Below are 23440 nucleotides of genomic sequence, written 5' to 3'. Positions count from 1 at the left end.
TAAGAAGTCAAGCGTTTAAGTGCTACCGCAGTTAACCACCAATGCTGCGGCAACAAAATCCAAGTTCCGGGAGAGTCAAGATGGGCAAAATTATCGGTATCGACCTGGGGACCACCAACTCGTGCGTCTCCGTGCTGGAAAACGGCAAGGCCAAGGTTATTGAAAACGCTGAAGGCGCGCGCACCACGCCGTCGATCATCGCGTACGCCAACGATGGCGAAATCCTGGTGGGTCAGTCCGCCAAGCGCCAGGCTGTGACCAATCCGCATAACACCCTGTACGCGGTGAAGCGTCTGATCGGTCGCAAGTTCGACGAAGAAGTCGTTCAGAAAGACATCAAGATGGTGCCTTACAAGATCGCCAAGGCTGACAACGGCGACGCCTGGGTTGAAGTGAACGGCCAGAAAATGGCGCCGCCACAGATCTCGGCTGAAATCCTGAAGAAAATGAAGAAAACCGCCGAAGATTACCTCGGCGAGGCAGTGACCGAGGCTGTTATCACTGTCCCTGCTTACTTCAACGACAGCCAGCGTCAGGCGACCAAAGACGCCGGCCGCATCGCGGGCCTGGACGTAAAACGCATCATCAACGAACCAACCGCGGCCGCTCTGGCCTACGGCATGGACAAGGCCAAGGGCGATCACACCGTGATCGTTTACGACCTGGGTGGCGGTACCTTCGACGTTTCCGTGATCGAGATCGCTGAAGTCGACGGCGAGCACCAGTTCGAAGTGCTGGCGACCAACGGCGACACGTTCCTCGGTGGTGAAGACTTCGACATCCGCCTGATCGACTACCTCGTCGATGAGTTCAAGAAAGAAAGCGGCATGAACCTCAAGGGTGACCCGCTGGCCATGCAGCGCCTCAAAGAAGCCGCTGAAAAAGCCAAGATCGAACTGTCCTCGAGCCAGTCGACCGACGTGAACCTGCCGTACATCACCGCAGACGCCACCGGTCCGAAGCACCTGAACGTGAAGATTTCCCGCGCCAAGCTCGAAGCGCTGGTTGAAGACCTGGTTCAGCGCACCATCGAGCCTTGCCGCATTGCGATGAAAGACGCCGGTATCGACGTGGGTTCGATCAACGACGTGATCCTGGTCGGCGGCCAGACCCGTATGCCGCTGGTGCAGAAGCTGGTAACCGATTTCTTCGGTAAAGAAGCTCGTAAGGATGTGAACCCTGACGAAGCCGTTGCCATGGGTGCCGCCATCCAGGGCGCCGTTCTGGCCGGTGACGTGAAGGACGTTCTGCTGCTCGACGTCAGCCCGCTGACCCTGGGTATCGAAACCATGGGCGGCGTGATGACTGCGCTGATCGAGAAAAACACCACGATTCCTACCAAGAAATCCCAGGTGTTCTCGACTGCCGATGACAACCAGAGCGCCGTGACCATCCACGTGCTGCAAGGCGAGCGCAAGCAAGCCGCCCAGAACAAGTCGTTGGGCAAGTTCGACCTGGCCGAGATTCCACCGGCTCCACGTGGCGTGCCACAGATCGAAGTGACCTTCGACATCGACGCCAACGGCATCCTGCACGTCGGCGCGAAAGACAAGGCCACCGGCAAGACCCAGTCGATCGTGATCAAGGCCAACTCCGGCCTGTCCGAAGAAGAAATTCAGCAGATGGTTCGCGATGCTGAAGTCAACGCCGAGGAAGACCGCAAGTTCGAAGAGCTGGCAAGCGCGCGTAACCAGGGCGATGCCTTGGTGCACTCGACTCGCAAGATGATCGCCGACGCCGGTGACAAAGTGACCGCCGAAGAAAAAACGGCGATCGAAGCGGCTGTAGTTGCTCTTGAAGCTGCCGTCAAAGGCGACGACAAGGCGGCCATCGAAGCGAAGATCGAAGAGTTGTCGAAAGTCTCCGCGCCAGTGGCTCAGAAGATGTATGCCGAGCAGGCCCAGCCCGCTGAAGGCGCAGCGCCGCAAGGCGAGTCGGCCGAGAAAACCGACGATGTCGTCGACGCTGAGTTCGAAGAAGTGAAAGACAACAAGTAATCGCTTGTTGGTCGGCCGGTTGACTGCTTTTGTGCGGTGGCTGGTAGGATGTCGCCGCGCGGGAGCTTGCTCCCGCGTTGGCGTGTCTGGAGGCAGCGAATTTTTGCAGCATGCGACAAAGCTCGGGTGCTGACGGTGGGTTCGGGAATGCTCCTGCTTTCCGGGCGATATGCACCGAGACCAGGATCGTTGAATCGACGTGAGTTGGGTTCGGGCCTGTATGGAGGCCCAACGAGTTTGGCGAGGTTCAGGAGAGGTTTGCCGAACGTCCTATAAGAGTGCAAAGACTAATGGCAAAACGTGATTTTTACGAAGTATTGGGTGTTGAGCGGGGGGCCAGCGAAGCAGAGCTGAAGAAGGCCTATCGTCGCCTGGCGATGAAACACCACCCGGACCGTAATCCCGGCGACAAGGCTTCGGAAGAGATGTTCAAGGAGGCCAACGAGGCCTATGAAGTCCTGTCCGATTCCAGCAAGCGCGCGGCTTACGACCAGTACGGCCATGCCGGTGTCGACCCTAGCATGGGTGGCGGCGGTGCCGGTTTCGGCGGACAGAACTTCTCCGATATTTTCGGCGATGTGTTCAGTGATTTCTTCGGTGGCGGCCGTGGCGGTGCCCGTGGTGGCGCCCAGCGAGGCAGTGACCTGCGCTACACGCTGGAGCTGAGCCTCGAGGAGGCGGTGCGGGGGACCACGGTCAATATCCGTGTTCCGACGCTGGTCAATTGCAAACCATGCGACGGCTCGGGTGCCAAGAAGGGTTCCTCGCCAGTCACTTGCCCTACCTGTGGCGGTATCGGCCAGGTTCGCATGCAGCAAGGCTTCTTCTCGGTCCAGCAGACCTGTCCGCGCTGCCATGGCCAAGGCAAGATCATTTCCGATCCGTGCGATGCCTGCCATGGCGAAGGGCGTGTCGAAGAGTACAAGACGCTGTCGGTGAAAGTGCCGGCCGGTGTCGACACGGGCGACCGTATCCGCCTGTCCGGCGAAGGCGAGGCAGGTGCCCAGGGTGGTCCGACTGGCGACTTGTATGTGGTCATCAACGTGCGCGAACACGCGATCTTCCAGCGTGACGGCAAGCACTTGTTCTGCGAAGTGCCTATCAGCTTCGTCGATGCGGCGCTGGGTGGCGAGCTGGAAATCCCGACCCTCGATGGTCGCGTCAAGCTGAAGATCCCTGAGGGGACGCAAACAGGCAAGCAATTCCGGATTCGCGGCAAGGGCGTGGCGCCGGTGCGTGGCGGTGGTGCGGGTGACCTGATGTGCCGCGTTGCGGTAGAGACACCGGTCAACCTGAGCCGGCGTCAGCGAGAACTGTTGGAAGAGTTCCGCAGCTCGTTGGCGGATGACAATAGCCACTCCCCTAAAACCACTGGCTGGTTCGAAGGCGTGAAGCGCTTCTTCGGCGACCTGTAAGGAGTGGGCATGCGACGTATTGCTGTGATGGGCGCCGCGGGGCGCATGGGCAAGGCGCTGGTCGAAGCGGTGCAGCAACGCTCGCCGCTTTCGGGCCTGACCGCTGCCATCGTGAGGCCCGACAGTACGCTGGTAGGCGCCGATGCTGGCGAGTTGGCCTCGCTTGGGCGTATCGGCGTGCCAATGTCCGGTGGGCTGGAAAAGGTGCTCGACGAGTTTGACGTCCTGATCGATTTCACGCTTCCGGAAGTGATGCTCAAGAACCTTGCCATCTGCCGCAAGGCTGGCAAGGCCATGGTGATCGGCACGACCGGCCTGGATGCCGCGCAAAAGCAATTGCTGGCCGACGCAGGCAAGGACATCCCGATTGTATTTGCGGCGAACTTCAGCGTCGGCGTGAACCTGTCGCTGAAGTTGCTGGACTTGACTGCTCGAGTGTTGGGCGACGATGCGGATATCGAAATCATCGAGGCACATCACCGGCACAAGATCGATGCGCCTTCGGGCACCGCGTTGCGCATGGGTGAAGTGATTGCCGATGCGCTGGGTCGCGATTTGCAGGAAGTGGCCGTGTACGGGCGCCAGGGGCATACCGGTGCTCGGGACAGAGACACCATCGGTTTCGCGACCGTGCGTGGCGGCGATGTGGTGGGTGATCACACCGTGCTGTTCGCGACTGAGGGCGAGCGTTTGGAAATTACCCACAAGGCATCGAGCCGGATGACCTTCGCCAAGGGCGCTGTGCGTGCCGCGCTTTGGTTGGATGGTCGTGAGCCTGGTTTGTACGACATGCAGGATGTTCTCGACCTGCGTTGATGTCTCTGAAGACGGGGTTCAGGTTATACTGAGCCCCGTTTTACGCCGCTTCGCGACGACCTGTCGCATTCCCCTGCCTTTCAGGCTCATTAGCGGTGGACCAAAAAAGCCTTTTTCTGTAAGCTACAGCTTTAGTGTGTCCACTAAAAGCGCGCAGAATAATTCAGTGAACAAGCGGGGTGACGTGTCCATACGTCACTCCGCTTTTTTACAACCTGCGATCGCCCTTTCAGGCTTTATTTACGGGAGGTCTTCTTGACTAAGCCAGCCATACTCGCCCTTGCTGATGGCAGCATTTTTCGCGGCGAAGCCATTGGAGCCGACGGTCAGACCGTTGGTGAGGTGGTGTTCAACACCGCAATGACCGGCTATCAGGAAATTCTTACCGATCCTTCCTACGCCCAACAAATCGTTACCTTGACCTATCCGCACATCGGCAACACTGGCACCACGCCGGAAGACGCTGAGTCCGATCGTGTCTGGTCCGCTGGCCTGGTCATCCGCGACTTGCCGCTGGTAGCGAGCAACTGGCGTAACACGATGTCCCTCTCCGACTACCTGAAAGCCAACAATGTCGTGGCGATTGCCGGTATCGATACCCGCCGCCTGACCCGCATCCTTCGGGAAAAAGGCGCGCAGAACGGCTGCATCATGGCCGGCGACAACATTTCCGAAGAGGCGGCCATCGCCGCCGCCCAGGGGTTTCCAGGCCTCAAGGGCATGGACCTGGCGAAGGTCGTCAGCACCCAGAAGCAATATGAGTGGCGCTCCTCGGTCTGGGATCTGAAAACCGACAACCACGCGACGATCGAAGCCTCCGAGCTGCCGTACCACGTGGTCGCGTACGACTACGGCGTCAAGTTGAACATCCTGCGCATGCTGGTCGCACGTGGCTGCCGCGTGACGGTAGTGCCAGCACAAACCCCGGCGGCTGACGTCCTGGCGCTCAAGCCTGATGGCGTGTTCCTGTCCAACGGCCCGGGTGACCCGGAGCCTTGCGACTACGCCATCCAGGCGATCAAGGATGTGCTGGAAACCGAGATTCCGGTATTCGGTATCTGCCTCGGTCACCAATTGCTTGCCCTGGCATCGGGTGCCAAGACCGTCAAAATGGGTCATGGCCATCATGGTGCAAACCACCCGGTCCAGGACCTGGACACCGGTGTCGTCATGATCACCAGCCAGAACCACGGTTTTGCAGTCGACGAAGCGACCCTGCCGGCCAACGTGCGCGCGATTCACAAGTCGCTGTTCGATGGCACGCTGCAAGGTATCGAGCGTACCGACAAGAGCGCGTTCAGCTTCCAGGGCCACCCAGAAGCGAGCCCGGGCCCGAACGACGTGGCGCCGCTGTTCGATCGCTTCATCAACGAGATGGCCAAGCGACGCTGACCGCGTGAAGCCCGAGGGCGGCCCCGAAAACGGCGGCCCCCTCGGGCGCTTCAAAGATTGTTCGACGGCCTAGCCGACTGACCTGCGGATTTGAGTGACAAACCCATGCCAAAACGTACAGACATAAAAAGCATCCTGATTCTCGGCGCTGGCCCGATCGTGATCGGCCAGGCCTGCGAATTCGACTACTCCGGCGCCCAGGCCTGCAAAGCCCTGCGCGAAGAGGGCTATCGCGTCATCCTGGTGAACTCCAACCCGGCCACCATCATGACCGACCCGGCCATGGCCGACGCCACCTACATCGAACCGATCAAGTGGCAAACCGTTGCCAAGATCATCGAGAAGGAGCGCCCGGACGCTCTGCTGCCTACCATGGGCGGCCAGACCGCGCTGAACTGCGCCCTTGAGCTGGAGCGCGAAGGCGTCCTGGAGAAATTCGGTGTGGAAATGATCGGCGCCAACGCCGACACCATCGACAAGGCCGAGGACCGTTCGCGTTTCGACAAGGCGATGAAATCCATCGGCCTGGACTGTCCGCGCTCGGGTATCGCCCACAGCATGGAAGAAGCCAACGCGGTCCTGGAGCGCCTTGGTTTCCCATGCATCATCCGTCCGTCCTTCACCATGGGCGGCACCGGTGGTGGCATCGCCTACAACCGTGAAGAATTCGAAGAAATCTGCGCCCGTGGTCTCGATTTGTCGCCGACCAAGGAATTGCTGATCGACGAATCCCTGATCGGTTGGAAAGAATATGAAATGGAAGTTGTCCGCGACAAAAAGGACAACTGCATCATCGTCTGCTCCATCGAGAACTTCGACCCGATGGGTGTGCACACCGGTGATTCGATCACCGTTGCGCCGGCCCAGACCCTGACGGACAAGGAATACCAGATCCTGCGTAACGCCTCCCTGGCGGTATTGCGCGAGATCGGCGTGGAAACCGGCGGCTCCAACGTCCAGTTCGGCATCTGCCCGAACACCGGTCGCATGGTGGTCATCGAGATGAACCCGCGGGTGTCCCGTTCCTCGGCGTTGGCCTCCAAGGCCACCGGTTTCCCGATCGCCAAGGTCGCCGCCAAGCTAGCCGTGGGCTACACCCTGGACGAGCTGTCGAACGACATCACCGGCGGCAAGACACCGGCGTCCTTCGAGCCGTCCATCGACTACGTCGTGACCAAGCTGCCACGCTTCGCCTTCGAGAAGTTCGCCAAGGCTGACGCTCGCCTGACCACCCAGATGAAGTCGGTCGGTGAAGTCATGGCCATCGGCCGGACCTTCCAGGAATCCCTGCAGAAAGCCCTTCGCGGCCTGGAAGTGGGTGTTTGCGGCCTCGATCCGAAGCTGGACCTGAGCAACCCGGAAAGCATGAGCGAGCTCAAGCGCGAGCTGACCGTGCCGGGCGCCGAGCGTATCTGGTACGTGGCCGATGCCTTCCGCGCCGGCATGACCGTCGAACAGATTTTCGGCATGAACATGATCGATCCTTGGTTCCTGGTGCAGATCGAAGATCTGATCAAGGAAGAAGAGAAGGTCAAGACCCTGGGCATGTCCAGCATTGACCGCGACACGATGCTGCGCCTCAAGCGCAAAGGCTTCTCCGACCAGCGCCTCGCCAAGTTGCTGGGCGTGACCGACAAGAGCCTTCGCGCCCATCGTCACAAGCTGGAGGTTTTCCCGGTCTACAAGCGCGTCGACACCTGCGCCGCTGAGTTCGCCACCGATACCGCCTACCTGTATTCCACGTACGAAGAAGAGTGCGAAGCCGCGCCGTCGAGCCGTGACAAGATCATGATCCTGGGTGGCGGCCCCAACCGGATCGGCCAGGGCATTGAATTCGACTACTGCTGTGTACACGCGGCACTGGCCCTGCGCGACGACGGTTACGAGACCATCATGGTCAACTGCAACCCGGAAACCGTGTCCACTGATTACGACACGTCCGATCGTCTGTACTTCGAGCCTGTCACCCTGGAAGACGTGCTGGAAATCGTCCGCGTCGAGAAGCCAAAGGGCGTGATCGTCCAGTACGGCGGCCAGACCCCGCTGAAACTGGCTCGTGCCCTTGAGGCCGCTGGCGTGCCGATCATCGGTACCAGCCCGGATGCCATCGACCGCGCGGAAGACCGCGAGCGCTTCCAGCAGATGGTCGAGCGCCTGAACCTGCGCCAGCCGCCAAACGCCACCGTGCGCAGCGAAGACGAAGCCATTCGCGCCGCCGCGAAGATCGGCTACCCGTTGGTTGTTCGTCCGTCCTATGTACTGGGTGGTCGCGCGATGGAAATCGTCTACCAGGAAGACGAACTCAAGCGTTACCTGCGCGAAGCGGTCCAGGTGTCCAACGACAGCCCGGTATTGCTTGACCACTTCCTCAACTGCGCCATCGAGATGGACGTGGATGCGGTCAGCGACGGCAAGGATGTGGTGATCGGCGCGATCATGCAGCACATCGAACAGGCCGGTGTTCACTCCGGTGACTCCGCTTGCTCGTTGCCACCTTACTCGCTGCCGGCGCACATCCAGGACGAGATGCGCGAACAGGTCAAAAAAATGGCCTTGGAGCTGGGCGTCATCGGCCTGATGAACGTGCAACTGGCCCTGCAGGGCGAAGACATCTATGTCATCGAAGTCAACCCGCGCGCTTCCCGGACCGTGCCGTTCGTTTCCAAGTGCATCGGTGTTTCCCTGGCAATGATCGCTGCACGGGTCATGGCTGGCAAAACCCTGCAAGAGCTGGGCTTTACCAAGGAAATCATCCCGAACTTCTACAGCGTGAAAGAAGCGGTGTTCCCGTTCGCCAAGTTCCCGGGTGTTGACCCGATCCTCGGCCCGGAAATGAAATCCACCGGTGAAGTCATGGGCGTGGGCGATACTTTCGGTGAGGCTTTCGCCAAGGCCCAGATGGGCGCCAGCGAAGTGTTGCCGACGGGTGGCACGGCGTTCATCAGTGTGCGTGATGACGACAAGCCACTGGTTGCAGGCGTGGCCCGTGATCTGATCAACTTGGGCTTCGAAGTGGTCGCCACTGCCGGTACTGCCAAGCTGATCGAAGCAGCAGGCCTGAAAGTGCGCCGCGTGAACAAGGTGACCGAGGGCCGTCCGCACGTGGTCGACATGATCAAGAATGACGAAGTCACGCTGATCATCAATACCACCGAAGGTCGCCAGTCGATCGCTGATTCCTATTCCATTCGTCGCAATGCGCTGCAGCATAAGATCTACTGCACCACGACCATTGCTGCCGGCGAAGCGATCTGCGAAGCGCTCAAGTTCGGCCCTGAGAAGACCGTACGTCGCTTGCAGGATCTACATGCAGGATTGAAGGCATGAGCATAACCAAGTACCCCATGACCGTTCAGGGCGCTCGCGCCCTGGAAGAAGAGCACGCTCACCTGACCAAGGTCGAGCGTCCTCGCTTGAGCCAGGCCATCGGTGAGGCCCGTGAGCTGGGCGACCTGAAGGAAAACGCCGAATACCACGCTGCGCGTGAAGAGCAGGGCATGGTCGAGGCGCGTATCCGTGACATCGAAGGCCGTATGCAGAACGCGGTGATTATCGATGTCACGACGATCCCGCACACTGGCAAAGTGATTTTCGGCACCACCGTGGAAATCGCCAACGTCGAGACTGATGAAAGCGTCACTTACCAGATCGTTGGCGAGGACGAGGCGGACATCAAGCTCGGCAAGATTTCAGTCGGTTCCCCTATCGCCCGTGCCTTGATTGCCAAGGAAGAGGGTGACGTGGTTGCCGTGAAGACGCCTGGCGGTGTCATCGAGTATGAGATTGTCGAAGTCCGTCATATCTGAACGAAGGCGCCCGCTGCGAGCGGGCGCCATGATCTGGCAGCTCGCCCAGATGTTGTGGGTGGGCGGCGTCTGGTTGCTGCACATCGGTCTGCTGCCGGTACTGGGCAAAATTGGCCTGGCGCCGCTGCTTATCGATGAAATCGCGAGCATGCTGACGGCGCTGCTGGTGGGATTTTCCGCAGCGTGCGTGCTGTTTCAGGCGCTGGTGTTGGTTCAGGCTGAGGGTTTTGTCAGTCTGTGGCGCGACATTCGTGGGCAATTGCTGCTCATGTCGTTGTACGCATGCGGGATGTTCCTGGCGGTGCGTCTCGGTTGGCCAAGTGCAACGCAGTGGCAGGTATTCAGTTACCTGATACTGGGCTTTTCCGGATTGGTGCTAGTGTTGCAACCGGTTCCCGGCTGGAGCGGCAGGGTGTGCGAAGCACACCCTTGACCCTTTGGTATCACTTGAAGCGGTGAACGTTCGACAATTGCTTGTTGACGCTGAAGTTCTTGCGGTAAATCAGCGCCATCTTGCCGATGACCTGCACGAGGTCTGCCTTTCCGACTTTACACAGTTCGGCAACGGCAGCCAGGCGTGCTTCGCGGTCGAGGATGTTGAGCTTGATCTTGATCAGCTCGTGATCGCCCAAGGCGCGTTCCAGTTCGGCGAGCACACCCTCAGTCAAACCGTTGTCAGCCACAGTCAAAACCGGTTTCAGATGGTGGCCAATGGATTTGTATTGTTTCTTCTGCTCTTGAGTGAGCGGCATAATCTGACCCCTGCGTCTGATCTTGTAAAAAGCGGCGGCCAGTTTACCCGAGCGAGTCCGGGACCGCCCAGTTAATCACGACGCGATTTATTTTTTAGAGGTGGCCCGTGGCCCGTTCCAAGACTAGCCAGAACTGGCTCAAAGAACATTTCAACGACCCGTACGTCAAAATGGCGCAAAAAGACGGCTATCGTTCGCGCGCCAGCTATAAATTGCTGGAGATCCAGGAAAAAGATCGCTTGATTCGTCCTGGCATGACCGTGATCGATCTCGGCGCAGCGCCGGGAGGCTGGTCGCAAGTAACCAGTCGTCTGATTGGCGGCCAGGGGCGGCTGATCGCGTCCGATATCCTGGAAATGGACGGTATCCCCGATGTCACCTTCATCCAAGGCGACTTCACGGAAGACGCGGTGTTGGCGAAAATCCTGGAGGCCGTCGGAAATACCGAAGTCGACCTTGTGATTTCCGATATGGCCCCCAATATGAGTGGATTAGCGGCTGTCGACATGCCTCGTGCGATGTTTTTGAGCGAGCTGGCCCTGGATCTGGCTGGGCGGGTTCTGCGTCCGGGTGGTGATTTCCTGATCAAGGTTTTCCAGGGTGAGGGCTTCGATGAGTACCATAAGGGTATCCGCAAGCTGTTCGACAAAGTGCAGATGCGCAAGCCGTTGTCGTCCCGTGACCGTTCTCGCGAGCAGTACCTGCTGGCGCGTGGGTTCCGCGGGATTGAAGGCGCTGCCAGTGATGAGCGTCTTTAATCAGGGGCGATAGTTTTTTTTGTCTCGCCTTGAAAATGGCAGGTAACGAAAATTACGCGAGTCAAAGTTTCACAAAGGGTTACAGACGGCGCCTGCCAAGTCGCAGGTAATGTAGTAAGTTAGGCCGGTGAATATCATGCGAAGCGCGCGCCAGTAGCGGAGCTTGCTTCAGAGGGTAGTTAATTGAACGATATGGCAAAGAATCTGATCCTGTGGTTGATCATCGCTGCTGTCCTTGTGACCGTGATGAACAACTTCTCCAGCCCTAACGAGCCGCAGACCCTCAACTATTCCGACTTCCTCCAGCAGGTCAAGGAAGGCAAGGTCGAGCGCGTAGCCGTTGATGGCTATGTGATTACCGGCAAGCGCGCCGATGGCGACACTTTCAAGACCATTCGTCCGGCTATCCAGGACAACGGCCTGATCGGCGACCTGGTGGACAATCATGTCGTGATCGAAGGCAAGCAGCCCGAGCAGCAAAGCATCTGGACCCAGCTTCTGGTCGCCAGCTTCCCTATCCTTGTGATCATTGCGGTGTTCATGTTCTTCATGCGCCAGATGCAGGGTGGAGCCGGAGGCAAGGGCGGGCCGATGAGCTTCGGCAAGAGCAAGGCTCGGCTGTTGTCCGAAGATCAGGTCAAGACCACCCTTGCCGACGTCGCGGGTTGCGATGAGGCGAAGGAAGAAGTGGGTGAGCTGGTCGAGTTCCTGCGCGATCCGGGCAAGTTCCAACGCCTGGGTGGCCGCATCCCACGTGGTGTGCTGATGGTTGGCCCGCCGGGTACAGGTAAAACGCTGTTGGCCAAGGCGATTGCCGGCGAAGCGAAAGTGCCGTTCTTCACGATTTCCGGCTCCGACTTTGTCGAAATGTTCGTCGGCGTGGGCGCCAGCCGTGTTCGTGACATGTTCGAGCAAGCCAAGAAACACGCGCCGTGCATCATCTTCATCGACGAAATCGACGCGGTCGGTCGTCACCGTGGTGCTGGTATGGGTGGTGGTCACGACGAACGTGAGCAAACCCTGAACCAGTTGCTGGTGGAGATGGACGGTTTTGAAATGAACGACGGCATCATCGTGATTGCCGCCACCAACCGTCCTGACGTGCTTGACCCCGCGCTGTTGCGTCCAGGTCGTTTCGACCGCCAAGTCGTGGTGGGGCTGCCAGACATCCGCGGTCGCGAGCAGATCCTGAAGGTCCACATGCGCAAGGTGCCAATGGGTGACGATGTCGCTCCAGCGGTCATCGCCCGCGGTACGCCGGGTTTCTCCGGTGCGGATCTGGCGAACCTGGTAAACGAAGCGTCGTTGTTCGCGGCCCGTTCCGGCAAGCGCGTCGTTGAAATGAAAGAGTTCGAATTGGCCAAGGACAAGATCATGATGGGCGCCGAGCGCAAATCGATGGTCATGTCGGAAAAGGAAAAGCAGAACACGGCTTACCACGAGGCGGGTCACGCTATCGTCGGTCGAGTGGTGCCTGAGCATGATCCGGTTTACAAGGTTTCGATCATCCCGCGCGGTCGCGCGCTGGGTGTGACGATGTTCCTACCGGAAGAAGACCGCTACAGTCTCTCCAAGCGTGCCTTGATCAGCCAGATCTGTTCGCTGTACGGCGGTCGTATCGCTGAAGAGATGACGTTGGGTTTCGATGGCGTGACGACTGGTGCGTCAAACGACATCATGCGTGCCAGCCAGATTGCGCGAAACATGGTGACCAAGTGGGGCTTGTCCGAGAAGCTCGGGCCGCTGATGTATGCCGAGGAAGAAGGCGAAGTGTTCCTTGGCCGCGGTGGCGGTGGTCAACATGCTAGCTTCTCCGGTGAGACTGCCAAGCTGATTGACACTGAAGTTCGCAGCATCATCGACCACTGCTACGGCACGGCGAAGCAGATCCTCACGGACAATCGCGACAAGCTGGATGCGATGGCTGATGCCTTGATGAAATATGAAACCATCGATGCCGAGCAGATCGACGACATCATGGCAGGCCGCACGCCACGTGAGCCTCGGGATTGGTCCGGTGGCACGGGTGCCTCAGGTACGCCTCCGGCGGTGCAGGGCGAGCGCCCGGAAACACCCATCGGCGGCCCGGCTGCCGACGTTTAAGGCTTGAAATGACTTCTGTTCAGTCCTCGACCCGGTTGCCTTGCGGCAACCGGGTTCTTGATTTGGCCCATGTGCATGTCATGGGCATCCTCAATGTCACTCCAGATTCCTTTTCCGATGGTGGGCGCTTCAGTCAGCTCGACGCTGCGTTGCGACATGCGCAGGCCATGGTCTGCGCTGGCGCGACGTTGATCGATGTTGGCGGAGAGTCCACTCGTCCCGGTGCGCGGGCGGTTTCGCCTACGGAAGAGCTGGAGCGAGTGGCGCCGATTGTCGAGCGCATCCATCGCGAGCTCGATGTCGTCATCTCAGTCGATACGTCCACGCCGGCAGTCATGCGGGAGGCGGCGCGCTTGGGGGCGGGGCTTATCAATGATGTTCGCTCCTTGCGTCGAGATGGCGCTCTGGATGCGGCCGCCGCTACGGGCCTGCCGGTTTGCCTGATGCATATGCTGGGCGAGCCTGGAACCATGCAGGACGACCCGCATTATGACGACGTGACCAAGGAGGTGGGCGAGTTCCTGGCGGAGCGCATGAACCAGTGCGCTGCCGTGGGCATTCCCGCCGAGCGCATTATCCTTGACCCTGGATTCGGTTTTGCGAAGACAGTGGCCCACAATCTAAGCCTGTTCAAACATATGGAAGCCTTGCATGCCCTTGGGCGACCCTTGTTGGTTGGGGTTTCGCGAAAGAGCATGATAGGCAACGCCCTGGGGCGTCCGGTAGGAGAGCGCCTCTATGGAGGTCTCGCCCTGGCGGCCCTGGCCATTACGAAAGGCGCGCGTATATTACGGGTGCATGATGTGATCGAAACAATGGATGTCGTGCGGATGATCGCCGCGGTGGATTCAGCCGAATAAGAATGATGGAGCACTTATGAGCAAAAAATACTTTGGCACCGACGGTATCCGTGGTCGGGTCGGCGAATACCCCATTACCCCCGATTTCATGCTCAAGCTTGGCTGGGCTGCCGGCATGGCGTTCCGAAAGATGGGGGCCTGCAAGGTCCTGGTCGGAAAGGACACGCGCATATCCGGCTACATGTTCGAATCGGCCCTTGAGGCCGGCCTGACCTCCGCAGGTGCCGATGTCATGCTGCTCGGACCGATGCCCACACCTGCCATTGCCTACCTGACGCGTACATTCCAGGCGCAGGCTGGCATTGTGATCAGTGCGTCGCATAACCCTCATGACGACAACGGCATCAAGTTCTTCTCCGGCAAGGGCACCAAGCTGCCGGACGAAATCGAACTGATGATTGAAGAGTTGCTGGACGCGCCCATGACGGTCGTCGAGTCGAGCAAGATCGGCAAGGTATCCCGGATCAACGACGCATCGGGTCGCTACATCGAATTCTGCAAAGGCAGTGTTCCAACCGGTACCAGTTTTTCGGGGCTGAAGATCGTTGTCGATTGTGCCCATGGAGCAACCTACAAAGTTGCACCGAGCGTTTTTCGAGAGCTGGGCGCCGAGGTGGTGGTGCTTTCTGCCCAGCCTAACGGGCTGAACATCAACCATAACTGCGGTTCGACCCACACCGAGGCATTGCAGGCGGCTGTACTGGCTGAGCATGCGGATCTCGGTATCGCCTTTGACGGTGATGGCGACCGAGTGCTGATGGTCGATCACACCGGTACGGTTGTCGACGGTGATGAGCTGCTGTTCATTATTGCTCGTGATTTGCACGGTCGGGGCAAGCTGCAAGGTGGTGTTGTCGGGACATTGATGAGCAACCTCGGACTTGAGCTGGCCCTGGCTGACCTGGATATCCCCTTCGTGCGCGCCAATGTGGGCGACCGCTACGTGATTTCCGAGCTGCTGGAGCGCAGTTGGGTGATTGGTGGTGAGAACTCGGGGCACATCGTTTGCTTCGACCATACCACCACCGGTGATGCGATCATTGCCGCGTTGCAGGTGCTGATGGCGCTCAAGGCGCGCAACGAAGGGCTCGCCCAGTCGCGCCAGGCGTTGCGCAAGTGTCCGCAGGTATTGATCAACGTACGTTTCGGTGGCGGTGTGAATCCACTCGAACACACGATGGTCAAGCAAGCCAGCGAGCGAGTGACCCAGGCGATGGCTGGGCGCGGAAGGGTATTGTTGCGCAAGTCAGGGACAGAGCCTTTGGTGCGTGTAATGGTCGAAGGCGAGGATGAAGCACAGGTCCGTGGTTATGCCGAAGAGTTGGCAAAACTCGTTACTGAAGTTTCTGCCTGAATTCGGCTTGCCAGTCATGAAACGGTTGGGTAACATCTGCGCCCACTTTGATCGACGAGGTACAGCATGCGTCGCCCTATGGTAGCTGGTAACTGGAAGATGCACGGTACCCGCGCCAGCGTCGCTGAGCTGATCAAAGGCCTTCGTAGTCTGGCCTTGCCAAGCGGTGTTGATGTCGCGGTATTCCCGCCTTGCCTGTATATCAACCAAGTGGTTGATGGCTTGAAAGGCAAGTCGATTTCGATCGGTGCGCAGAACTCTGCGGTGGAATCCATGCAAGGCGCGTTGACCGGTGAGATTGCACCGAGCCAGCTCGTTGATGCAGGTTGTTCGCTGGTTCTGGTAGGGCACTCCGAGCGCCGCATGATCATGGGCGAGCAGGATAAAGCCCTGATCCGCAAGTTTGCTGCGGCCCAGGCCTGTGGCCTTGTTCCGGTGCTGTGCGTAGGGGAGACCCTGGAACAGCGTGAATCCGGGCAGACGCTTGAAGTGGTAGGGCGCCAACTGGGTAGCATTATCGAGGACCTGGGTGTCGGAGCCTTTGCCAAGGCGGTCATCGCTTACGAGCCTGTCTGGGCCATTGGTACCGGACTGACGGCTTCGCCGCAGCAGGCGCAGGATGTGCACGCCGCCATCCGAGCGCAGCTGGCGGCAGAAAATTCTGAAGTGGCACGAGGTGTGCGGCTTCTATACGGCGGCAGCGTGAAGGCGGCCAATGCGGTCGAACTGTTCGGCATGCCGGATATCGATGGGGGGCTCATTGGTGGAGCGTCCCTGAATGCAGATGAGTTCGGTGCGATCTGTCGCGCCGCGGGAAACTGAAAAAATGCTGGAAACAGTCGTAGTCGTTTTTCATCTGCTGGGCGCGCTGGGTGTTGTCGCTCTCGTATTGCTGCAGCAGGGTAAAGGTGCGGATGCTGGTGCGTCTTTTGGTGCAGGTGCTTCAAATACTGTATTCGGAAGCCAAGGTTCCTCTACCTTTCTTAGTAAGTTTACTGCTATACTCGCCGCCGGTTTCTTCATAACCAGCTTAGGGTTAGGTTACTTTGCTAAAGAGAAGGCTCATGAGCTGACTCAGGTAGGTTTGCCAAACCCAGCGGTGTTGGAAGCGCCAAAGCAACAACCGGTTTCTGATGATGTCCCGGTGCTTCAAGAGCAAAAGTCGGCCAACTCGGCGACTGACGTGCCTCCAGCTCAAGAGCAGAAGTAGGAAAGTTTCAAACGCTGTATTGCCGAGGTGGTGGAATTGGTAGACACGCAACCTTGAGGTGGTTGTGCCCATAGGGTGTAGGGGTTCGAGTCCCCTTCTCGGTACCAATTATCAGGAGAGCCCGCTATTGCGGGCTTTCTTGTAGGTGGAAGGGTTACATTGACCCTATAAGGGATCGGTCGTATACTTCCGCCCCAGCTTTGTCGCGGGATGGAGCAGCCTGGTAGCTCGTCGGGCTCATAACCCGAAGGTCGTCGGTTCAAATCCGGCTCCCGCAACCAGTTTCAGGGCCCCTTCCAAGGGGCTTTTTGTTAGCTGGACACTTTACAACGCCGCTGTTCAACGGCGTTTCAAGGATGGGCGTTTCGCCCATTTTTATTTTGCACAGCATGCACTACATGCACGAGGGGGTTCAGGTGTCGAGCAAGCTAGAAGAGTTGCAGGCCTTGTTGGCCCCGGTGGTCGTGGCCCTAGGCTATGAATGCTGGGGTATTGAGTTTTCGGCTCAAGGTCGCCACTCAATGTTGCGCGTTTATATTGATAAAGAAGGCGGTGTGCTGGTGGACGATTGCGCCATTGTCAGCCGTCAGATCAGCGGTGTGCTGGATGTTGAAGATCCAATCACATCCGAATACACCCTTGAAGTTTCCTCGCCTGGCATGGAGCGCCCTCTGTTCACCCTTGAGCAGTTCGCTTTGTTTGCCGGTGAACAAGTGAAAATCAGGCTGCGCTCGCCTTTCGAAGGTCGACGCAACTTCCAAGGCCTTCTACGCGGTGTAGAAGAGCAGGACGTCGTGGTTCAAGTAGATGAACACGAATTCCTGTTGCCGATCGATATGATCGACAAGGCCAACATTATTCCCAGTTTTGACTGATACGTGCCAGATACTGCGGATCCCGCGGATCCAATGGCTTGCGAAAGGCGAGGCGTACGATGAGCAAAGAAGTACTGCTGGTTGTTGAGTCGGTATCCAATGAAAAGGGCGTACCGGCTAACGTTATTTTTGAAGCGCTGGAGCTGGCCCTGGCCACTGCTACCAAGAAGCGGTTCGAAGACGAAGTTGATCTGCGTGTGGAAATCAATCGCCACACCGGTGCCTACGAGACTTTCCGTCGCTGGACGGTAGTCGAGGAAGAGGACCTGGACGATCCGGCTATCGAAACCTGGCCGAGCAAGGTCGCGGAAACGCACCCGGGCGCCAAGGTCGGCGATGTCGTCGAAGAAAAAATCGAATCCATCGAGTTCGGTCGCATCGCTGCACAGACTGCCAAGCAGGTCATTGTGCAGAAAGTTCGCGAAGCCGAGCGCGCACAAGTTGTTGACGCTTATCGCGAGCGCCTGGGAGAAATCATCTCCGGCACCGTGAAAAAAGTGACACGCGACAACGTGATCGTCGACCTGGGCAACAACGCCGAAGCGTTGCTGGCCCGTGAAGACATCATTTCTCGCGAAACCTTCCGGGTCGGCGTGCGTTTGCGCGCGCTGCTCAAGGAAATCCGCACCGAGAACCGGGGCCCGCAGCTGATCCTGTCGCGTACCGCGCCGGAAATGCTGATCGAGCTGTTCCGCATCGAAGTGCCGGAAATTGCTGAAGGTCTGATCGAAGTCATGGCCGCGTCCCGTGATCCGGGTTCGCGCGCCAAGATCGCGGTCCGCTCCAAGGACAAGCGCATCGACCCGCAAGGTGCCTGCATCGGCATGCGTGGTTCGCGTGTCCAGGCCGTATCCGGCGAGTTGGGCGGCGAGCGTGTGGACATCGTCCTCTGGGACGACAACCCGGCTCAGTTCGTGATCAATGCCATGTCGCCTGCTGAAGTGGCGGCAATTATCGTCGACGAAGATGCCCACGCCATGGACATCGCCGTTGGCGCAGACAATCTCGCTCAGGCCATCGGTCGCGGTGGTCAGAACGTGCGTCTGGCCAGCCAATTGACTGGCTGGACCCTGAACGTGATGACCGAATCGGACATCCAGGCTAAGCAGCAAGCTGAAACCGGCGACATCCTGCGCAACTTCATCGAAGAGCTTGAAGTCGATGAAGAGCTGGCGCAGGTGCTGGTGGATGAGGGCTTTACCAGCCTGGAAGAGATTGCCTACGTACCGGTGGAAGAAATGCTCAACATCGACGGCTTTGACGAGGAAATCGTCAACGAGCTTCGCGCTCGGGCCAAGGATCGTTTGTTGACCAAAGCCATCGCTACTGAGGAAAAGCTGGCAGACGCCCATCCGGCCGAAGACCTGCTCTCGCTTGAGGGCATGGACAAGGATTTGGCGATGGAACTGGCGGTGCGCGGCGTAATTACCCGCGAAGACCTGGCCGAGCAGTCTATTGACGACCTGCTCGACATCGACGGCATTGACGATGATCGTGCCGGCAAGTTGATCATGGCCGCCCGAGCCCACTGGTTCGAGTAATTAGGCGCGGCCTGAGGAGAGAAGTGCATGACGCAAGTCACGGTGAAACAACTGGCCGATGAGGTCAAAACACCGGTAGAGCGCCTGTTGCAGCAGATGCGTGAGGCAGGTCTGCCGCACACCGCCGCCGAGGAACATGTGACCGACAGTGAGAAGCAGTCCCTGCTGACTCACTTGAAGAGCAGTCACAAGGCGAAAGTGGAAGAACCGCGCAAGATCACACTGCAGCGTAAAACCACCAGCACCCTGCGTGTTGCCGGTAGCAAAAGCATCAGCGTTGAAGTACGCAAGAAGAAAGTCTTCGTACAGCGCAGCCCGGAAGAAATCGAAGCCGAGCGCAAACGCGAACTGGAAGAACGTCGTGCAGTGGAAAATGCTGCTCGCCAGAAGGCTGAAGAAGAAGCCAAGCGTCGCGCTGAAGAAGAAGCGCGTCGCCAGCCTGCTGCTGCGCAACCCGCTCCAGTCGAAGCTGTCGAGGCTGCGGCCCCGGTAGCCGAGCCTGTGCGTGAAGCCGCACCGGTCGCGGCACCAGCGCCGGCTCCGGCCGACACTCGCAAGCGCGATGAGCAGCGTCGTCCCGACAAGCCACGTGCCGACGACAACCGTCGTGGCGGTAACGATGGCGAGCGCAAGAATGCTCCTCATCGTGCTTCGGTCAAGGAAAAGGCGCCGGCTCCACGCGTTGCGCCTCGTACTACCGACGAAGAAAGCGATGGCTTCCGTCGCGGCGGTCGCGGCAAGGCCAAGCTGAAGAAACGCAACGCCCACGGTTTCCAGAGCCCTACCGGCCCTGTCGTGCGCGAAGTGAAGATCGGCGAGACCATCACTGTGGGCGACCTGGCCCAGCAGATGTCGGTCAAGGCTGCTGAAATCATCAAGTTCATGTTCAAGCTGGGTACCCCGGCCACCATCAACCAGGTACTGGATCAGGAAACTGCCCAGCTGGTCGCCGAAGAACTGGGCCACAAAGTGACCCTGGTCAGCGACACCGCCCTGGAAGATTCCCTGGCCGAGTCGCTGAAGTTCGAAGGTGAAGCGGTCGCCCGTGCGCCGGTCGTGACCGTCATGGGTCACGTTGACCATGGTAAGACGTCGCTGCTCGACTACATTCGTCGCGCCAAGGTTGCGGCGGGCGAGGCTGGCGGTATTACCCAGCACATCGGCGCCTACCACGTTGAAACCGACCGCGGCATGGTGACGTTCCTCGACACCCCGGGTCACGCCGCGTTTACCGCGATGCGTGCCCGTGGTGCCAAGGCCACCGACATCGTTATCCTGGTGGTCGCGGCGGACGACGGCGTCATGCCGCAAACCATCGAAGCTGTTCAGCATGCCCAGGCAGCTGGCGTGCCGCTGGTGGTTGCAGTGAACAAGATCGACAAGCCGGGCGCTGATCTCGATCGCATCCGCAGCGAACTGTCGGTTCACGGCGTGACCTCTGAAGAGTGGGGTGGCGACACTCCATTCGTCCCGGTTTCCGCGAAGATGGGTACTGGCGTCGACGAACTGCTCGAAGCCGTCCTGTTGCAGGCCGAGGTTCTGGAATTGACCGCTACGCCTTCGGCTCCAGGCCGTGGCGTGGTGGTTGAATCGCGCCTCGACAAGGGCCGCGGCCCGGTGGCGACCGTACTCGTCCAGGACGGTACCCTGCGCCAAGGCGACATGGTGCTGGTCGGTTCGAACTATGGCCGCGTGCGCGCCATGCTCGACGAGAACGGCAAGCCAATCAAGGAAGCCGGTCCGGCTATCCCGGTCGAGATCCTCGGCCTGGACGGTACTCCGGACGCTGGCGACGAAATGAGCGTTGTGGCTGACGAGAAGAAAGCCCGTGAAGTCGCGCTGTTCCGTCAAGGCAAGTTCCGCGAAGTCAAGCTGGCCCGTGCTCACGCCGGCAAGCTGGAGAACATCTTCGAGAACATGGGCCAGGAAGAGAAGAAGACGCTCAACATCGTCCTCAAATCCGACGTCCGTGGCTCGCTGGAAGCTTTGCAGGGCGCTCTGAACGGCCTGGGTAACGACGAAGTGCAAGTGCGCGTGGTCGGTGGCGGTGTCGGTGGTATCACCGAATCCGACGCCAACCTGGCACTCGCCTCCAACGCTGTACTGTTTGGCTTCAACGTGCGTGCCGATGCCGGTGCTCGCAAGATCGTCGAGCAGGAAGGCCTGGACATGCGTTACTACAACGTGATCTACGACATCATCGAAGACGTCAAGAAAGCGTTGACCGGTATGTTGGGCAGCGACGTGCGGGAGAACATCCTGGGCGTGGCCGAAGTTCGCGATGTGTTCCGTTCGCCGAAGTTCGGTGCGATCGCCGGTTGCATGGTGATCGAAGGTGTCGTTCACCGTAACCGTCCTATCCGTGTATTGCGTGAAGACATCGTTATCTTCGAAGGCGAGCTGGAATCCCTGCGCCGCTTCAAGGATGACGCTTCCGAAGTGCGTGCCGGCATGGAGTGCGGTATTGGCGTCAAGAGCTACAACGACGTCAAGGTTGGCGACAAGATCGAAGTCTTCGAGAAGGTCCAGGTTGCTCGCAGCCTCTGACTCGCGCACTTCAAGAGCCGCATCGGGCAGCCGCATGAACATGCGCTGCCGTGCAGGCGGACTCTAAACGCAACGCCCGGTCTGGCTTTTGCCAGGCCGGGCGTTTGCCGCTTTCAGACCTCGCGGGTTTCACCGTGGGGCAGTAACAGGTAACAAGACATGGCAAAAGAATACAGCCGTACCCAACGAATCGGCGATCAGATGCAGCGCGAGCTGGCCCAACTGATCCGTCGCGAAGTCAAGGACCCGCGCGTTGGCCTGGTCACCATTACCGCAGTGGAAGTCAGCCGTGACGTCGGTCATGCCAAGATTTTCATCACCGTGATGGGCCAGGACAGCGCCGAAGAAATCGCCCAGAGCATCAAGGTGCTCAACTCGGCCGCCGGCTTCCTGCGCATGCAGTTGGCCCGGGAGATGAAGCTGCGCAGCGTTCCGCAGTTGCACTTCCACTACGACGAAAGCGTCGTGCGAGGCGCGCATCTGTCAGCGCTGATCGAGCGCGCCGTGGCTGAAGACAGCCAGCACCCGGCTGCGGCTGAACCCGAAGACACCAAGGAGTAACCGGTGGCTCAGGTCAAACGTATCCGTCGTAACGTCAGCGGTATCATCCTGCTCGACAAACCGTTGGGATTCACCTCCAACGCAGCCCTGCAGAAGGTTCGCTGGTTGCTCAACGCCGAGAAGGCTGGCCACACCGGTAGTCTCGATCCGCTGGCTACTGGCGTGCTGCCCCTGTGTTTCGGCGAGGCGACCAAGTTCTCCCAGTACCTGCTCGATTCCGATAAGGGTTATGAAACCCTGGCGCAGTTAGGCAAGACCACCACCACGGCGGACGCCGAAGGTGAGGTTTTGCTGGAACGCCCGGTGACCGTTGGTCAGACGGATATCGAGGCGGTCTTGCCGAAGTTTCGCGGGCAAATCAGTCAGATACCGCCGATGTACTCCGCCCTCAAGCGCGATGGACAGCCGTTGTACAAACTGGCCCGTGCAGGTGAAGTAGTGGAGCGTGAACCGCGTTCTGTTACTATTGCGCGCTTGGAATTGCTGGCCTTTGACGGTAATACTGCACGGCTAGCCGTGGATTGCAGCAAAGGCACCTATATCCGTACCCTGGTGGAGGATATCGGCGAGCAACTCGGCTGTGGCGCGTACGTGGCAGAATTGCGGCGGACCCAGGCCGGGCCTTTCACGTTAGCCCAGACGGTCACGTTGGAAGAGCTCGAAGCCGTGCATGCCGAAGGCGGGAATGAAGCGGTCGACCGCTTCCTGATGCCGTCGGACAGCGGTTTGCTCGACTGGCCGCTGCTGCAGTTCTCTGAACACAGTGCGTTCTACTGGCTCAACGGCCAGCCGGTACGTGCCCCGGATGCGCCGAAGTTCGGCATGGTTCGGGTACAGGATCACAATGGTCGCTTCATCGGTATCGGTGAAGTGAGCGAAGACGGGCGCATTGCGCCACGTCGATTGATTCGGTCGGAATGACCGGAACCAGCCTGCGTAACAACAGGCTGGCGAGTGTGGCTGTTAACAGGCACGGTCACTACTCATTTATAGATACAGGGATTTGTCCCTGGCCTGTTGAAGCTGTTTCATTGAAACAGTTTCCTGACTAAAAGGATTGCCTCATGGCTCTCGACGTTCAAGAAAAAGCTCAAATCGTAGCTGACTACCAGCAAGCTGTTGGTGACACTGGTTCGCCAGAAGTGCAAGTTGCACTGCTGACCGCCAACATCAACAAACTGCAAGGTCACTTCAAGGCCAACGGTAAAGATCACCACTCCCGTCGTGGTCTGATCCGCATGGTAAACCAGCGCCGTAAACTGCTGGACTACCTGAAAGGCAAGGACGTGAGCCGTTACAGCGCTCTGATCGCTCGCCTGGGTCTGCGTCGCTAATAAGCGATTGCGCTAGAGGTTGGTGGTCTGTCGTACGTCAGGGGTTTCCCGTTGGCGCATGGCAGGCTCCCAGCCTCAAGTTTTATCTGGATGCACGTTTTACCCTGGACAGTTGCCGG

At 59.0% G+C, this 23440-nt stretch carries 20 protein-coding genes and 2 tRNA genes; 21 read left to right on the top strand and 1 reads right to left on the bottom strand.

Translation table 11 applies throughout. The annotated features are described in order from the left end of the window. The first annotated feature begins 80 nt into the window (after nt 1-80). From dnaK to J3P92_RS21575, 7 genes are all read left to right on the top strand, one after another. Nucleotides 81-1997 carry a molecular chaperone DnaK gene (gene dnaK, locus J3P92_RS21605; RefSeq protein WP_420765587.1) on the top strand — a complete coding sequence of 639 codons (1917 nt, stop codon included), beginning with the start codon at nt 81-83 and terminating at the stop codon, nt 1995-1997. A 290-nt stretch (nt 1998-2287) separates the two neighbouring features. Further along, on the top strand, nt 2288-3412 hold the full coding sequence (dnaJ, locus tag J3P92_RS21600) for a molecular chaperone DnaJ (RefSeq protein WP_420765586.1): 1125 nt from the start codon (nt 2288-2290) through the stop codon (nt 3410-3412). Nucleotides 3413-3421: 9 nt separating this feature from the next. Next, nucleotides 3422-4228 carry a 4-hydroxy-tetrahydrodipicolinate reductase gene (dapB, locus tag J3P92_RS21595; RefSeq protein ID WP_420765585.1) on the top strand — a complete coding sequence of 269 codons (807 nt, stop codon included), beginning with the start codon at nt 3422-3424 and terminating at the stop codon, nt 4226-4228. A gap of 255 nt (nt 4229-4483) precedes the next feature. Next, nucleotides 4484-5620 carry a glutamine-hydrolyzing carbamoyl-phosphate synthase small subunit gene (carA, locus tag J3P92_RS21590; RefSeq protein WP_434648983.1) on the top strand — a complete coding sequence of 379 codons (1137 nt, stop codon included), beginning with the start codon at nt 4484-4486 and terminating at the stop codon, nt 5618-5620. A 105-nt stretch (nt 5621-5725) separates the two neighbouring features. After that, nucleotides 5726-8947: a carbamoyl-phosphate synthase large subunit gene (carB, locus tag J3P92_RS21585; RefSeq protein ID WP_420765583.1), complete on the top strand. Its 3222-nt coding sequence runs from the start codon at nt 5726-5728 to the stop codon at nt 8945-8947. 2 nt (nt 8948-8949) lie between these two features. Beyond that, nucleotides 8950-9426, top strand: coding sequence for a transcription elongation factor GreA (gene greA, locus J3P92_RS21580; RefSeq protein ID WP_420765659.1), 477 nt, complete (start codon nt 8950-8952; stop codon nt 9424-9426). Nucleotides 9427-9454: 28 nt separating this feature from the next. Next, nucleotides 9455-9859 carry an MFS transporter gene (locus J3P92_RS21575; protein ID WP_420765582.1) on the top strand — a complete coding sequence of 135 codons (405 nt, stop codon included), beginning with the start codon at nt 9455-9457 and terminating at the stop codon, nt 9857-9859. A gap of 10 nt (nt 9860-9869) precedes the next feature. Here the strand turns inward: J3P92_RS21575 and J3P92_RS21570 are convergent, their stop codons facing one another. Beyond that, nucleotides 9870-10178: a YhbY family RNA-binding protein gene (locus J3P92_RS21570; protein WP_181287543.1), complete on the bottom strand. Its 309-nt coding sequence runs from the start codon at nt 10176-10178 to the stop codon at nt 9870-9872. A 107-nt stretch (nt 10179-10285) separates the two neighbouring features. On the opposite strand from J3P92_RS21570, the gene rlmE reads away from it, so the two are divergent. The 14 genes from rlmE (at nt 10286) to rpsO (ending at nt 23321) form a co-directional block, all read left to right on the top strand. Continuing rightward, on the top strand, nt 10286-10936 hold the full coding sequence (gene rlmE, locus J3P92_RS21565; RefSeq protein ID WP_039592319.1) for a 23S rRNA (uridine(2552)-2'-O)-methyltransferase RlmE: 651 nt from the start codon (nt 10286-10288) through the stop codon (nt 10934-10936). 192 nt (nt 10937-11128) lie between these two features. Continuing rightward, nucleotides 11129-13039, top strand: coding sequence for an ATP-dependent zinc metalloprotease FtsH (ftsH, locus tag J3P92_RS21560; protein WP_420765581.1), 1911 nt, complete (start codon nt 11129-11131; stop codon nt 13037-13039). A gap of 8 nt (nt 13040-13047) precedes the next feature. Continuing rightward, a complete protein-coding gene (gene folP / locus J3P92_RS21555; protein ID WP_420765580.1) occupies nt 13048-13899 on the top strand; it encodes a dihydropteroate synthase in 852 nt (283 codons plus the stop codon). A 16-nt stretch (nt 13900-13915) separates the two neighbouring features. Next, nucleotides 13916-15253, top strand: coding sequence for a phosphoglucosamine mutase (glmM, locus tag J3P92_RS21550; protein ID WP_420765579.1), 1338 nt, complete (start codon nt 13916-13918; stop codon nt 15251-15253). Between the two features lie 66 nt (nt 15254-15319). Next, nucleotides 15320-16075, top strand: coding sequence for a triose-phosphate isomerase (gene tpiA, locus J3P92_RS21545; RefSeq protein ID WP_420765578.1), 756 nt, complete (start codon nt 15320-15322; stop codon nt 16073-16075). Between the two features lie 4 nt (nt 16076-16079). Then, the gene (gene secG / locus J3P92_RS21540) at nt 16080-16463 is read left to right on the top strand and encodes a preprotein translocase subunit SecG (protein ID WP_420765658.1); all 384 of its coding nucleotides are present in this window, start codon (nt 16080-16082) and stop codon (nt 16461-16463) included. Nucleotides 16464-16484: 21 nt separating this feature from the next. Then, nucleotides 16485-16570, top strand: a tRNA-Leu gene (locus tag J3P92_RS21535). 97 nt (nt 16571-16667) lie between these two features. Beyond that, nucleotides 16668-16744, top strand: a tRNA-Met gene (locus J3P92_RS21530). A 135-nt stretch (nt 16745-16879) separates the two neighbouring features. Continuing rightward, entirely contained in the window at nt 16880-17338 is a 459-nt protein-coding gene (gene rimP / locus J3P92_RS21525; protein WP_420765577.1) for a ribosome maturation factor RimP, read from the top strand. Between the two features lie 59 nt (nt 17339-17397). Continuing rightward, nucleotides 17398-18879, top strand: a complete 1482-nt coding sequence (gene nusA, locus J3P92_RS21520) for a transcription termination factor NusA (RefSeq protein ID WP_420765576.1) — start codon at nt 17398-17400, stop codon at nt 18877-18879. A gap of 27 nt (nt 18880-18906) precedes the next feature. Beyond that, the gene (infB, locus tag J3P92_RS21515; RefSeq protein WP_434560715.1) at nt 18907-21426 is read left to right on the top strand and encodes a translation initiation factor IF-2; all 2520 of its coding nucleotides are present in this window, start codon (nt 18907-18909) and stop codon (nt 21424-21426) included. A gap of 159 nt (nt 21427-21585) precedes the next feature. Next, a complete protein-coding gene (gene rbfA / locus J3P92_RS21510) occupies nt 21586-21987 on the top strand; it encodes a 30S ribosome-binding factor RbfA (protein ID WP_181287552.1) in 402 nt (133 codons plus the stop codon). 3 nt (nt 21988-21990) lie between these two features. Beyond that, nucleotides 21991-22908: a tRNA pseudouridine(55) synthase TruB gene (gene truB / locus J3P92_RS21505; protein WP_420765573.1), complete on the top strand. Its 918-nt coding sequence runs from the start codon at nt 21991-21993 to the stop codon at nt 22906-22908. Between the two features lie 143 nt (nt 22909-23051). Then, nucleotides 23052-23321 (top strand): 30S ribosomal protein S15, encoded by a 270-nt coding sequence (rpsO, locus tag J3P92_RS21500; RefSeq protein ID WP_011332409.1) that lies wholly within the window; start codon nt 23052-23054, stop codon nt 23319-23321. Nucleotides 23322-23440: the final 119 nt, after the last annotated feature.

The organism is Pseudomonas sp. D3-27 (genome assembly GCF_051132165.1).
Lineage (GTDB): Bacteria > Pseudomonadota > Gammaproteobacteria > Pseudomonadales > Pseudomonadaceae > Aquipseudomonas.
This window is presented reverse-complemented; position numbering and strand designations above follow the sequence as displayed.